Consider the following 13,241-nt stretch of genomic DNA (forward strand, 5'->3'; position numbering starts at 1 on the left):
GTGACTCAAGTGCCCTGCAGAAAACAACAGAGCGTCACACCCGGATGCCCGCAAGCGTTCTAATTTACCGGCAGGCGCGTGCTTTGCCAACGGCGCAGCAAGTCGAAAACAAATCCGTAAAAGGCGGCAGACCATGCGATGTATGCGGCGTACAAAAAGATCGGCGGCAGGAAATCAAGAAAATCGAAGGCCAGCGCCTCAATCATTTCATGGGTGCTGACGGTATACATGCCGAGAGGGAACACCGCCCCCCAATAGAGTGGGTCGTATTTCAGCGGAAAGCGTTTATAGAGGTGACGCCACAAGCCGAGGATCAGCAACATCGGAATCCACCAGGTTCCGGTCGCCCAGTAGAAGATGGTGAAGCCCTTCAAAAACGGCAGAATCGACAACAGAAATGGCGCCTCGGGCGCATTGATAATCAACAAGGCGCCGGCCAGCGTGGAAATCGCCATGGCCCCCATATTGATCCAGTACGGTGGCGACAGGTCGCCGGGGGAGAAGCGGAAAAACGTATAGCGGTAAAAAATGAGCGACATCATCCAGATGTACAGCATGCCGCCCCACAACCACATGGACAGCGCAAAAAAATTCAGCTCCAGCTTGTAGGGCTGCCCGAGGTGCACCGCCAGCAACGCGCTGAGCACCGCCATTGACTGTGTGGCCACCACCGCGAGCAACCAGCCACCGCTGATCCCCTTGTCCAGCGAGGGCTTTTCCTGCTTGACGGTGAAGGCAGTGAAAATGGTGTAGGTCAGCCCGATCCAGAGCACAATCGCCACACCCCAAAACGCCACCCCCACCCGATAGCTGCCGGTCAGCACCACAAACTCGCTTCCCAGAATGCTGGAAGCGGCCACCATCGTGAAGAATCCGGGTCCGCGCAGGTGATCGATCATGTCCGCAAAGAACGGACGCGGGTAATGAATCACGCGCAACACGGTCAACACCCAAAGCACGCCGTAGATCGCAATATTGAGATAAAAAAGGGCCGCAGCAACGCTTGGCATACCACGGTGATGGGCCGCAAGAGCAACGATCCCGGTCGCCATCGCCATGCCAAAATAGGCAGGTGACATATCCGACAAATGCGCAACCAATCGATTGCCGGGCTGGCTTGGTGTACTCATGCTCGCCTCAGAATATTGGTACGACATCGCCGAGCACGCCGCGAAACGATGACCCGACGGCAGCACCGCGTGCCGTGTGCGGACTCAGGATGGCGCGCTCCAACAGAACACCGACCACCCGAAGGATGACGGTGGGAATTCTACGCCCGGCATACGCGCACCGGATAGTGTCGATTACTTTGATGCCCGCGCCATCACCGGCATGGTATTTATGATGAAGAATCCGACGTTCGACGCTTTGAATCGCCCCGGGTTTGATGGAGGCCAGCTGGTTAAAGTTAGACCACGGCTGGTCCGCTTGGCGAGTCAGGCGGCGTGGATCGCCCTTACTCCTGGTCGTACCCGACCCCGATCAGCATGCCTGCTTCGCGTCGCACCGACCGCGCTGTGGGCTTTCGGCTGAGGTCATCCGCCGCGGAAGTATCGGCAGAATGAGCCCCCCGGCGGCGAGTGCGACGCCCACACGCGGTGACACGCCGCCCGGCTGTTCAGCTGGCCGCGGCAGGCGGGCGCGACTGTGCCAACAACGTCACCACGGCGTCGTAAAGTTGTTCGGGGTGGACGGGTTTGTGGATCTGCGCGCTCACCCCGGCGGCGCGACGGGCCTCGGCATCCGACGCGTCGGTGTCGGCGGTCAGCGCGAGAATCGGGGTCTGCCGGTGCTCGGGCAAGGCGCGGATCGCGGTGGCGGTATCCACACCGTCTCTCCGGGATCGATGCAGATCCACCAGGATCAAGTCGTAGCCGGCACGGCCGGCCATCGCCAGCGCCTCGCTCCGGGTCTCGGCCACCGCCACCACCAGACCGACGTCCTCCAGCAGCACGCGCGACAATTCCTGACTGAGCGGCTCATCGCTGGCCAGCAATATGCGCGCACCGCCAAAGTCGGCCTGGAGGCGGACTTGCGCTAAATCGACCGGGTCATTCGGCGGTGCGGGCGGCGTGTGTTTCGCCGCCCGCGCGAGCCGGACGGTAAGCCAGAACGTGCTGCCGACGCCTGGCGTGCTACTCGCGCCGATCTGACCATCCATCATCCTCGCAAGGCGCTGGCTGAGCGCCAGCCCAAGGCCGGTGCCTCCATGGCTACGGGTGGTCGAACCATCGAGTTGTTCGAACAGGACAAACAAGCGATCCCGTTCCGCCGCCGTCATCCCGGGGCCGGTGTCCTGCACCTCGAAGCGCACATTCACCTCATCGGAATTCTGTGTGCACAGCGCCGCCCGCACGACCACCTGACCGGCGCCGGTAAACTTGATGGCGTTGCCGGCCAGGTTGAGGAGTATCTGGCCAAGGCGCACCGGGTCGCCGCGAAGCGGTAGCGCGGCCAGCGTCGGCGCCACTTCAAAGTGCAGCGCCAGTTGCTTTTGTGCCGCGAGGTGCTGCACCTGAGCACGGAGCGTGTCGAGCACCTCGCCGAGGGTGAAATCGGCCCACGCCAGTGTCAGCCGATCGGCCTCGATGTTGGCGATGTCGAGGATGTTATTGAGCAGTGCCAGCAAATCGCGGGCGGCACGATCGACATGAGACAGGCAACCACGCAGCGCCGGATCGTCGGTGCGGCGCTGGGCCACGGCCGTCATGCCCATGATGGCGTTCATTGGGGTGCGCAGCTCGTGGCTCATGTTGGACAGAAAGATGCTCTTGGCCCGGCTGGCGGCTTCGGCCGCCTCGCGCGCTATCGACAAGTCCGCGGTGCGTGCCTCGACCATCGCCTCCAGGTGATCGCGATGCTGCATCAGCGCTTCGCGCTGGGCATCGACTTCCTTGCGCAACTGCTCACGCTCCACCAGATTGCGGATGCGCAAGCGGGCGATGTCGACATTGACGGGCTTGCTCAAATAGTCGGACGCGCCCAGATGCAGGCCGCGGACTTCGGCACCGAGGTCGTCCAGGGCGGTCACGAACACGACTGGCACATGCACCAGCGACGGGAGCGCCTTGAGGCGCTGACACACTTCGTAGCCGTCCATCTGAGGCATCATCACGTCCAGCAAAATGATGTCTGGCGGCGCGGCCTCCGCCAACGCAAGCCCCTCCGGCCCGCTCAACGCCACCCGCACGTCGAACTCGTTGGCCAGCGCGGCGCACAGCGTGTGCAAATTGCTCGGGGTATCGTCGATCACCAGAACGGCAGGTTTGTTCATCATGCGCATGGATCGTCCGGTGTGTCCGTCGCAGCAAAGGTTTCGTGCAATTGCTGCATAGCGTCAGCGAATTGAAACACCGACAGTGATTTTCCGGCCTCGGCCACTCCGTCGGCCTGTGGGCTGCCAACCACGGCCGCCTGCAAGTCGCGAAACACCGCGAGCGCATCGAATTTTCGCTCGGCCAGCAGGGGGAACAGGCGAGCCAGAATTGTCTCGATGCGAGGGTCGCATTCGGGCGCCTGAGCCGCCAGCGGCGCCCTTGTGGCGTCCGGCGCAAGCATCGATGACGCCGTTGCAGCGGGTTCCGGGAGACTGGCGGGCAGCCAGCGGGCGAGGCTGGTTCGCAGGAGACTGATCGACACCGGCTTGACCAGGAAATCATCCATACCTGCCGCCAGCGCACGCTGCCGGTCGCCTTCGTAAGCATTGGCGGTGAGGGCGACCACCGGCAACCTGGGTCGGCCGCACTGTGTCTCCCACTGTCGGATTCGGGCGGTGGCATCGTCGCCATTCATCACCGGCATCTGGAGGTCCATCAGCACCAGATCGACAGCCATGCCGCCTTCGAGCGCCGCCACCGCCTGTTGGCCGTCACCCAGCAAGGTGACAGACACGCCTAGCTGGCCGAGCAAGGCCTTGATGACCTTCTGATTGCTCGGCTGGTCCTCCACCACCAACACATGGCCGCTCAGGCTGCCCACCCTGCCCACGTCCGTGACCAACCGAGTGGCGACGCCGATCTCATCACACGCATCAACTCGCTGGACCTGAATACGAAACCAGAACCGCGAACCCACCCCTGAACGGCTATCGACACCGACATCCCCCCCCATCAAACGGGCGAATCGACGCACGATCGACAAACCCAGACCGGAGCCACCGTACTTGCGCGTAACGGAGTCGTCTGCCTGTGAGAAGGCCTCAAAGACCATTTTCTTCGATGCATCCGGGATGCCGATGCCGGTATCGATGACCGCAAATTCGAGCACCGCCTTTGTGCCCTCAGCTCCCACTTCACCGGCTTCGATGCGAACACTGCCCTTGGCGGTAAATTTAATGGCATTGCCGATCAGATTGACCAGCATCTGACGCACCCGATTCGCGTCGCCCAAATAGCGCCGCCCGGTGCGCCCGTTCCACTGCACAGTCAATTGAAGGGCCTTGGCCTTGGCAGTTCGGCTGAACAGGGTTTCAACCTCGTCGAGCAACAGGGCCGGTTCGAACTCACCAGACTCCAGCGCCATCCGCCCGGCCTCGATCTTGGACAAATCGAGGATATCGTTGAGCAAGCTCAGCAGCGACTGACCGGAACTCAGAATGGTGCCCGCGTATTCCTTGCGCTCGGCTTCAGTCAATTCGGGCAACTGCAACAGCTGCGCCATGCCCAGTACCGCATTCATCGGGGTGCGTAGTTCGTGCGACATGGTGGCCAGAAAGCGGCTCTTGGCCAGATTGGCAGACTCGGCAGCCTGCTGCGCTTCATACAGCTCGTGGGCCACAACTCGCTGTGCCGCGAGCACCTCGAGGTGACGGTTGAAGCCGGTCACCATATCGCTGATCTCGTCCTCGGTATCGGCCAGCGCCAAGGGCGCCGGAATGTCGTCGGGATGGTCCTTGAGGCGACCGAACCCCTCCGATACATCTCGCACCGGCGCCACCACGCGGCGCACGAAACGCCAGGCAATCAGGCCAATTACGACAATACCTATGAGCAAGAGCACCACGCCGGCGTAGATCAGCGCATTGGTCGGCGCGACCAGCACGCTGCGCGGCAGCGCCCCCGCCAGCAGCAGCCCGGTGCGCGCTACCGGCACGGCGGCCAGAATCACGTCTTCATCGTCAAGCCTCAGTTCGCGAACAGGGGCGTCCGCTCGCAGCACATCGGCAAAGCCGGTCGCAGCCGGCAGGCCGAGCAATCCTGCATCGCTGTGATAGACGAAAAGTCCTTTCTGGTCGAGCAGCATGAGCGTGAGCCGCTCGGGCGTTTTCACCGCCGCGAGGAACTCGTTCATGATGACGCGGGTGTCGATGTTGATGACCAACAGGCCGACCACCTCCGTGGTGCCGGTCTCCGGTTTGAAATGCCGCACGACCCGTGTTGCCATCAGCACTTTCTTCTGGGTCGACGCGCGATTGAGGTTCTCCTCGATACCGCGCCAGTGGATTGACGTCGCGCTCCGGTGCGCTTCGCGCAGCATCTCCGGCACGCGCGCCTGATCGACATCGCGGGCGTCGAGCGTATCGCCGACATGAAAGTGCTTGCCTTCCGGCGAGAACAGGTCGATCGACACCAGCCCCTTGATGCCCACATAGCTGTTCAGAATGTAGCCAATCTGCGCCTGGGTCTTCAGGACCGAAAAAGAATCGGTCCCGGCTGGCGGGGTATGTTCGTCCAGCGCCTCGCTCAGCGCCTCGTTGCCCGCCACGTCGGCGGCAAGGTTTTCGATCTGGTCGGCATACAGGGTGAGATAGGCGCTCAGATCGGTCATGCGCTGGTGGTGGAACTCGCCCGCCTGCTCAATGATGATGCGACGCGAGATGTCGAACGACGACACGGCCAGCAGCGTGAGCGGCACGATGCCGGCCAGCAGCAAATACCCCAAAAGACTGACGGCAATACCGATCCGCCGCTTGCGCTTCACTAGAGCCCTCCCGTAAGTGCCGCGCTATTTTTTAAGACTGTCGGCGGTCACCAATCGTGTATCGACTAATACCACATCCGGAGTAGGTTCCTCATTGATCAGCCGCATGGCCATGGCGACGCCCTGAAAGCCCTGTTCCGCCGCCTGCTGGTCCACCGTCACCGCCAACCGCCCCGCCTCGACCTCGACCACAGCTTCGTCCAAGGCGTCGAATGCGCCGACGCGCACGCCCGTCTTGCCTGTGTCCTGGAGATATTTCAGCGCCCCCAGGCCCATCATGTCATTGGAAGCAAAGATCAGCGTGACCCCGGGATGCCGGGCAAACAGCGCCTCGGACACGGTGTAGCCTTCGTCGATCTTCCAGTTGGCACTCTCCGAGGCGACCAGCGTCACCTGCGGATTCTCTGCCAGTGCACGCTGAGCGCCCATCAAGCGTTGTTTAGCGTTGTCAGCGCTGCGGATGCCTTCCAGAATGACGGCCTCGGCGGGCTGGGTGAGGTCCTTGACGAGATAACGCACTGCCGCATAGGCACCCTTCTCGTTATCGACACTGATGAAGGGCACCGGCGCCATGCCGGCTTGACGGATGGCCTCCGGATCGAGCCGATTGTCGATATTGACGACCTTGATGCCCGCGTCGATTGCCGTCTTCAATACCGGCACCAGGCGCTGTGAATCACCGGGCGCAATGACAATGGCGTCCACCTTCGCGGCGATCATGTCGTCGACGATCTGGATTTGCTGCTCGATGGACGTCTCCTGAGCCGCTGTCCTGACCAGGAGGTCGACATCGAGTGCCCGTTCTGCACGACGCGCGCCCTGCTCCATCTGCACAAAGAACGGGTTGGTCAGTGTTTTCATGACCAGCGCAACACGCTTCCTGACCGGCGCAGGTGCCGGGTCCGCCATGACGTTGTCCGGCGCCTGTGCCACCGTACGGACCGCAGGCACACTACCGTTGTCGCACGCGGTCAAAGCCAACATGAATCCACATGCATAGAGCCACCGAACCATCATTCATCACCTCGTTCCGGATATCGATAGCCCGGACGCATCGAAATGCCATTTTGTCCGGACCGAGGCGAATCATGTTAGTAGATTAAGTCGGTTAGTGCGCCAGGTTTTGCCATCATCGGCGGCCGACACCGGCCACGATCACTCCTGGTAGTACCCCACCCCGATCAGCGCCCCACCTTCGCGGCGCACATACGAGCGCTTTTTCTCGACGGCATTGGTCACCGGGTTGCGCCACACGTAGTCCACCACGGCCTCTTCACCCGAGGCCGTCTTGTCGATCATTTCCTTGACGATGGCGTGGCCTTCGGCGTCGGTGAGGCCGACGGCGTCTTTGCCGGTGAGCGTGGGGTTCATGCCCATGGCGCTGAAGTTGCCGCTGCCGAGGTCGACGGCGAAGACGTAGAGGTCGTTCTGCACAAACACGCCATGGCGGTCGTTGAAGGCAGCGTTGGCTTTGTCCAGACCTTCGGTCTTGGCATAGGCGATGGCGCGAGTAAGCATTTTTTGCGCATCGGCGGCAGTGGAGCGCGGGGCGAAGTAGCCGACGCCGAGCACGTAGTCATTGACCTTGCTCACATAGCTCACCTTGGGCTCGACGTGGTTGGTTTGGCGGTTGAGCCACATGTAGCGCACCTGGCCTTCGCCATTGCGGGCGGTGGTGTCGATCATGTCGCGGAAGAGCGGGTTGCCGGCGGCGTCGGTGGTGCCGAGCACGTTGAGGCCGACCAGGGTTTCGGGCGCAGCGCCGCTGGCGTGATAGGTGCCTTTGTTGTCAATCACGAAGACATAGAGGTCCTTGCTGACGAACTTGCCTTTCTGATTGTTGAAGGCGGCAAAGGAACGCTCGGGGCCGTTGGCCTGCATGTATTTGACGGCCTGGTCGAACAGGGCGCGCGCTTCGCGCGGAGTGCCACGGTCGGCGGCGAAGGCGCCGGTCATCAGGCCCAGGCCAAGGATCGCGGCAGCAGTGCAGTTCAAAGAGTGACGGCGGGTCATGGTTTTCAGTTTCCTGTTTTTTGGTTGAATGACGTCTGGATCAGCACGGCACGGACGACGGGGTCGGAAGCTCGACGAGACCGTGACGTGCCGCCAGTCGGAGAAGCGAGAAATCTGTTTCGGTGTCCAGCTTCTGGCGGACCGCCGAGAGATGGTTGAGGATGGTTTTGTGACTCAGGTGCATGTGCAGCGCGATGCGCGGGGGCGACTCGCCGCTGGCGGCCATGCGCAGCACTTCGAACTCGCGCGGAGTCAGTCGCGAGAGCAGGTCGTCCTCTTCAAGCGCCGCGTTGGCCACCCCTTGCGCAACATCCGCCGACAGCACCCGGCGACCTGCCGCAACCTGCCGGATGCCGCCGATCAGCTCGCCCGGATCGCTGCTCTTGGTGAGATAGCCCATGGCACCGGCACGGAAGGCCTGGGTCACGAAACCAGGGCTGTCATGCATGGTGAGCACCAGCACCCGAATGCCGGACGATCGGGCCAGGATGCGCCGCGTAGCCTCGATACCGCTCGCACCGCGCAGACTGAGGTCGACAACGGCGACATCGAGCGCGGTATCGCGCGCGGCGGCGTAAGCGTCATCAACGGTGGCGGCTTCGGCGGCCACGCACATGTCCGGCTCGGCATCGATCAGGCGTCGATAACCGGACCGCACGATGTTGTGGTCGTCGAGCAGAAGAATGCGGATCATGCGCCCTCCCTTTTTGTGGCGTCGAGTGGGAGTTCCCAAGCAATCATCACGCCAGCGGCTTGTGCGTCTTCAATGCGCAGGTGGCCACCGACCATGGCGGCGCGCTCACGCATGCCGCGAATGCCGTTGCCGGCATCTCGCGCGACCGCCGCGGCACGGCCCCGACCGTTGTCGATCACGCACATGCGCAGATGCTGGCCGACGGCCTCCAGTGCGATGCGCACCTGCGTCGCGCCGCTGTGTTTAAGCACATTGGTCAAGGCTTCCTGCAAGGTCCGGTAGAGCGCCAGCGCAGCGGGGGCCGACAGCCGCGGCAAGGCGCCGGGGAGATCGATGGTCGTCGTGATACCACCGGCACGCGCCGCCCAGCCATGGGCATGCTCACGCACGGCAGCGAGCACGCCCATGTGTTCGAGCCCGTGGGGCTTGAGGCGGGCGAGCAACTCACGCACATGGGCCTGAACCCGAACGGCTTCGCCGCGAATCGTGGCGGCTGACTCGGCCAGCGCCGACGGTTCAGCGCGCATGGCGTTGCGCTCGATATAGCTGGCCGACGCGGCGATAGCCACCAGCGACTGACCCAGTTCGTCGTGCAGCTCACGGGCGATATCTCGACGCTCTTCCTCTTGCACGGTGATCAGACGGCGCGTCAGATCGCCTTCGCGCGCCTGCGCCGCAGCCAACTTGGCCGCGAGTTGATCGATCGCCCGCGAGATTCGGGCGAACTCAGGCAGCTCGAAACTGGCAGCGCCGTGGCTGAAACACCCCTCGCCAATCGCTTCGAGACGACGCTCCAGATCACGAACAGGCGACAACGCGCGTCCGACCGCCCACCATACCGAAAGCAGCGACAGCACGCCGAAGGCCGCCAGCGCGGCGAGCAGACGCGAGGCGTCGTGAACGATCTCGTCAATTTCGCTGCGCGGATCGGCACGAATCACGAAGGTGTCGGCGCCGAGGGAAAAACGCTGCTCGGCGACGGGCTCGGCGTCGTCTCCCGGCAACCACGCCGCAATGGCATCGACCAGCGCCAGTGATTCATTCTGGAGCGGTCGCTCCATATCGGGACGCTCCTGCTCCACCGCCAGATGGCGCAGTTCATGCGTTCCGATCGCGCCCAGGGCCTGCGGACCGCGCTCGGCTACCGCCAGCAACAGGGTCGCCAGATGGGAGGACGCCGCCATTTCCTCGGCCACATCCTCGCGCAAGGACGTCAGCACCAGCGTACAGGCGACCGCCAGCAAGGCCATCAGCGCAGCGCCGAGGTACAGCACGAGTTTGTGTCGCAAGTCCATGGATCGCCTCCGTTTCTGGATGACTCCTTCGCAAGCGACGTGCCTGCACCGGCATGGTCGCCGGGAAAATTTCCCGGTTCGCGCGGGAAAGCATCCCGCGCCGTCGCCAGGACCGGACCCGATACTGAGTGCGTCACTCAACGCTGCGCCGCAAACACCCGAGCCGGCGGACACATCAACACCATTCACCCCCGGAGACAAGGAACCACCATGACACCACGCCCCCTGCCATTTCGGCCTCAACTGCGCCCCCTCGTGCTGGCCATCGCGGCCTGCATTGCCATGCCCGCCGCTGCGGCCAAACTGGTCAGCTGGGAAGACATCCAGAACGACCACCAGACGACCACCGATGTTCTGTCCTACGGTCTGGGCCTCAAGGCTCAGCGTCACAGCCCGCTCAAGCAGATCAACACAAAAACGGTCGCCGCACTGGCGCCGGCCTGGAGCTTTTCCTTTGGTGGCGAAAAGCAGCGCGGCCAGGAAGCCCAGGCGCTGGTGCACGAAGGCGTCATCTATGTGACGGCGTCGTACTCGCGCTTCTTCGCCATTGATGCCAAGAGCGGCAAGCGCCTGTGGGAATACGAGCATCGTCTGCCCGATGACATCCGCCCGTGTTGCGACGTGGTTAACCGGGGTCCGGCCATCTACGGTGACAAGGTGTTCTTCGGCACGCTCGACGCCGCCATGGTGGCGCTCAACAAGGACACCGGCAAAGTCGTGTGGAAGAAGAAGTTTGCCGACCACAAGGTGGGCTACACGATGACCGGCGCACCGTTTGTGGTGAAAGACCAGAAGAGCGGCAAAGTGCTGCTGGTGCACGGCTCGTCGGGTGACGAATTCGGCGTGGTCGGCTGGCTGTTTGCGCGCGACCCGGACACCGGCGAGGAAGTGTGGGCACGGCCGATGGTCGAGGGCCACATGGGCCGCCTCAATGGCAAAGACAGCACGCCCACCGGCGACGCCAAGGCGCCGAGCTGGCCGAATGACCCGAAGTCGCCCACCGGCAAGGTCGAGGCCTGGAGCCACGGCGGCGGCGCGCCCTGGCAGACCGCCAGCTTCGACATCGAGAACAACATGGTGGTCATCGGTGCCGGCAACCCGGCGCCGTGGAACACCTGGAAGCGCACCGCCCCCGGCGACGATCCGCGCAACTGGGACAGCCTGTTCACCTCCGGCCAGGCCTATGTCGACGCCAGCACCGGCGAGCTCAAGGGCTTCTACCAGCACACCCCGAACGACGCCTGGGATTTCTCGGGCAACAACTCGGTGGTGCTCTTCGAGTACAAGGATCCGAAGACCGGCAAGCAGGTCAAGGCCTCGGCACACGCCGACCGCAACGGTTTCTTCTTCGTCACCGACCGCGAGAAGCTGGCCAAAGGGGCGGGCTACCCCAACAAGCCCACATCGCTGATCGGCGCATGGCCATTTGTTGATGGCATCACCTGGGCGACCGGTTTCGACCTGAAGACCGGCAAGCCGATCGAGAACAACAACCGCCCACCACAGCCCAAGAACGGCGCCGACAAGGGTGACTCGGTCTATGTTTCACCGCCCTTCCTCGGCGGCACCAACTGGATGCCCATGTCGTACAGCCCCGAGACCGGTCTGTTCTACGTGCCGGCCAACCACTGGGCCATGGACTACTGGACCGAGCACCTGACCTACAAGGCCGGATCGGCCTATCTCGGCCAGGGCTTCCGCATCAAGAAGCTGTTCGACGACCACGTCGGCGTGTTCCGCGCCATCGACCCCAAGACCGGCAAAATCGTCTGGGAACACAAGGAAGCCTTCCCGCTGTGGGCCGGTACGCTCACCACCGCGGGCGGCCTGATGTTCTCGGGCACCTCCGATGGTTACGTCAAGGCATTTGACGCGAACACGGGTGACGAACTATGGAAGTTCCAGACCGGCTCGGGGGTGGTCTCGGTACCGATCACCTGGGAAATGGACGGTGAGCAGTATGTCGGCATCCAGTCCGGCTACGGTGGAGCGGTACCGCTGTGGGGTGGCGATCTGGCAGAGCTGACCCGCCAGGTCACCCAAGGCGGTTCGTTCTGGGTGTTCAAACTGCCCAAGCAACTGGCTGCCAACTAAGGCGACAAGTCCGGGGCGGCCCACAGGCTGCCCCGGCGCACCCCGGAACCCACACCATGTCCCGATCTGCATTACTCATCCCCCTGATCGCCACGGCGTTGATCAACCAGGCCAGCGCCGCCGATACCGCATCGACCGATGCGGAGGAAACGCTGGTCATCAACGGTTGCCCAATCTGGCCCTATACCCGTTGCCCCGGCGCCGATCTGCGCCACGCCGATCTGCTCGGCAAGAACCTCGCGGGTGCCGACCTGCGCGGCGCCAATCTGACGCGGGCCGACCTGCGTGCCGCCAACCTCGCCGGCGCCAACCTGGAGGGGGCCAACCTCACCGCCGCACGCCTGCAAAAAGCCAACGCACCGGCCGCCAATTTCCGCCACGCCACACTGGTGGGCGCCGATCTGGAAGCCGCACGACTGATGCGCAGCGATTTGTCCGGCGCCGATCTGACGGGGGCCAGCCTGGAGTTCGCGCGGCTGAACTTCGCTTGGCTCGCAGGCGCTCAACTGGTCTCGGCCAATTTGCAGGAGGCGAAATTTGCGACGGTCAATCTACGCGGCGCTCGAATGGAGGGCTGTGTGACGCGTTTCACCATCTTCCCCGACGCTGATTTTGAAAACTGCCAGGGTTGCCCAACCGGCTGGTAGCGCACGCCGACAAGAGACTATCTCATGCCACACACACCAAGCCGCCTCGCCGCCATCGGTCTGCTCTGCGCCAGCGCGCTGATGGCACCCGCACATGCCACGACACCGCGTGCGCCGGAAGTCGACAGCTCGGCACTCGCTCCGCTCGCCAACCCAGACGGCGAGACCAACCCCTATCGAAACGACCCGCGCGCGATCGCCATCGGCCGCGACGCCTTCAATCAAAGTTGCGCCAGCTGCCATGGCGTCGATGCCGACGCAAGTCGCTCGCCTGCGCCTGACCTGCGCCGCATCGGCCGTCTCTGTGCTCGCGTGCCCGAACCGGATCTCAAGCGCCGCTGCCTGGCCGACGCAGATGTGTATTTCCGCAGCACGGTCGAAAAAGGCAAGATCAAACTCGGCATCGAACACATGCCGCCATGGAAAGACATTCTTCCGACAGAGCTGATCTGGGCAATCCGCAGCTTCGTCGAAACCGCTCAGGGCCAGCGCCTATGACGCACCCCGTCGCAGCGTCCACGCAAACGGAGCGGCATGCGCAGCGTTTCGCGCATGCCGCCCCGCCGGCGAAGGTCAAAC

At 63.3% G+C, this 13,241-nt stretch carries 10 protein-coding genes; 3 read left to right on the plus strand and 7 right to left on the minus strand.

Annotated elements, in window-relative coordinates:
* Nucleotides 1–59: 59 nt before the first annotated feature.
* From FHP89_RS01735 to FHP89_RS01765, 7 genes are all read right to left on the minus strand, one after another.
* The gene (locus FHP89_RS01735; protein ID WP_222105292.1) at nucleotides 60–1,130 is read right to left on the minus strand and encodes a tellurite resistance/C4-dicarboxylate transporter family protein; all 1,071 of its coding nucleotides are present in this window, start codon (nucleotides 1,128–1,130) and stop codon (nucleotides 60–62) included.
* 488 nt (nucleotides 1,131–1,618) lie between these two features.
* On the minus strand, nucleotides 1,619–3,277 hold the full coding sequence (locus FHP89_RS01740; protein WP_186300279.1) for a response regulator: 1,659 nt from the start codon (nucleotides 3,275–3,277) through the stop codon (nucleotides 1,619–1,621).
* Complete coding sequence (locus FHP89_RS01745) at nucleotides 3,274–5,919, minus strand: hybrid sensor histidine kinase/response regulator (RefSeq protein ID WP_144176889.1); 2,646 nt, start codon at nucleotides 5,917–5,919, stop codon at nucleotides 3,274–3,276. The genes FHP89_RS01740 and FHP89_RS01745 overlap by 4 nt, the downstream gene beginning before the upstream one ends.
* Nucleotides 5,920–5,943: 24 nt before the next feature.
* Nucleotides 5,944–6,828: a substrate-binding domain-containing protein gene (locus FHP89_RS01750; RefSeq protein WP_222105293.1), complete on the minus strand. Its 885-nt coding sequence runs from the start codon at nucleotides 6,826–6,828 to the stop codon at nucleotides 5,944–5,946.
* 246 nt (nucleotides 6,829–7,074) lie between these two features.
* Nucleotides 7,075–7,932 carry a cache domain-containing protein gene (locus FHP89_RS01755; protein WP_144176894.1) on the minus strand — a complete coding sequence of 286 codons (858 nt, stop codon included), beginning with the start codon at nucleotides 7,930–7,932 and terminating at the stop codon, nucleotides 7,075–7,077.
* A 40-nt stretch (nucleotides 7,933–7,972) separates the two neighbouring features.
* Nucleotides 7,973–8,626, minus strand: coding sequence for a response regulator (locus FHP89_RS01760; RefSeq protein WP_144176896.1), 654 nt, complete (start codon nucleotides 8,624–8,626; stop codon nucleotides 7,973–7,975).
* A complete protein-coding gene (locus FHP89_RS01765; RefSeq protein WP_144176898.1) occupies nucleotides 8,623–9,921 on the minus strand; it encodes a sensor histidine kinase in 1,299 nt (432 codons plus the stop codon). Before FHP89_RS01765 ends, FHP89_RS01760 begins: the two co-directional genes overlap by 4 nt.
* 210 nt (nucleotides 9,922–10,131) lie before the next feature.
* On the opposite strand from FHP89_RS01765, the gene FHP89_RS01770 reads away from it, so the two are divergent.
* Genes FHP89_RS01770 through FHP89_RS01780 form a run of 3 tightly spaced genes read left to right on the plus strand, consistent with a single transcriptional unit; the run spans nucleotide 10,132 to nucleotide 13,160 of the window.
* Nucleotides 10,132–12,015, plus strand: a complete 1,884-nt coding sequence (locus FHP89_RS01770; protein WP_144176900.1) for a methanol/ethanol family PQQ-dependent dehydrogenase — start codon at nucleotides 10,132–10,134, stop codon at nucleotides 12,013–12,015.
* Nucleotides 12,016–12,071: 56 nt separating this feature from the next.
* The gene (locus tag FHP89_RS01775; RefSeq protein WP_144176902.1) at nucleotides 12,072–12,662 is read left to right on the plus strand and encodes a pentapeptide repeat-containing protein; all 591 of its coding nucleotides are present in this window, start codon (nucleotides 12,072–12,074) and stop codon (nucleotides 12,660–12,662) included.
* 24 nt (nucleotides 12,663–12,686) lie between these two features.
* On the plus strand, nucleotides 12,687–13,160 hold the full coding sequence (locus FHP89_RS01780) for a c-type cytochrome (protein ID WP_144176905.1): 474 nt from the start codon (nucleotides 12,687–12,689) through the stop codon (nucleotides 13,158–13,160).
* The last annotated feature ends 81 nt before the right edge of the window (nucleotides 13,161–13,241 follow it).

The organism is Denitromonas ohlonensis (assembly GCF_007625205.1).
In the GTDB taxonomy this organism is placed as follows: Bacteria; Pseudomonadota; Gammaproteobacteria; order Burkholderiales; family Rhodocyclaceae; genus Nitrogeniibacter; species Nitrogeniibacter ohlonensis.

Coding starts and splice junctions, on each gene's coding strand:
- FHP89_RS01780 (WP_144176905.1), top strand. CDS start 12,687: ATGCCACACACACCAAGCCGCCTCGCCGCCATCGGTCTGCTCTGCGCC.
- FHP89_RS01760 (WP_144176896.1), bottom strand. CDS start 8,626: ATGATCCGCATTCTTCTGCTCGACGACCACAACATCGTGCGGTCCGGT.
- FHP89_RS01755 (WP_144176894.1), bottom strand. CDS start 7,932: ATGACCCGCCGTCACTCTTTGAACTGCACTGCTGCCGCGATCCTTGGC.
- FHP89_RS01770 (WP_144176900.1), top strand. CDS start 10,132: ATGACACCACGCCCCCTGCCATTTCGGCCTCAACTGCGCCCCCTCGTG.
- FHP89_RS01735 (WP_222105292.1), bottom strand. CDS start 1,130: ATGAGTACACCAAGCCAGCCCGGCAATCGATTGGTTGCGCATTTGTCG.
- FHP89_RS01750 (WP_222105293.1), bottom strand. CDS start 6,828: ATGGCGGACCCGGCACCTGCGCCGGTCAGGAAGCGTGTTGCGCTGGTC.
- FHP89_RS01775 (WP_144176902.1), top strand. CDS start 12,072: ATGTCCCGATCTGCATTACTCATCCCCCTGATCGCCACGGCGTTGATC.
- FHP89_RS01740 (WP_186300279.1), bottom strand. CDS start 3,277: ATGATGAACAAACCTGCCGTTCTGGTGATCGACGATACCCCGAGCAAT.
- FHP89_RS01765 (WP_144176898.1), bottom strand. CDS start 9,921: ATGGACTTGCGACACAAACTCGTGCTGTACCTCGGCGCTGCGCTGATG.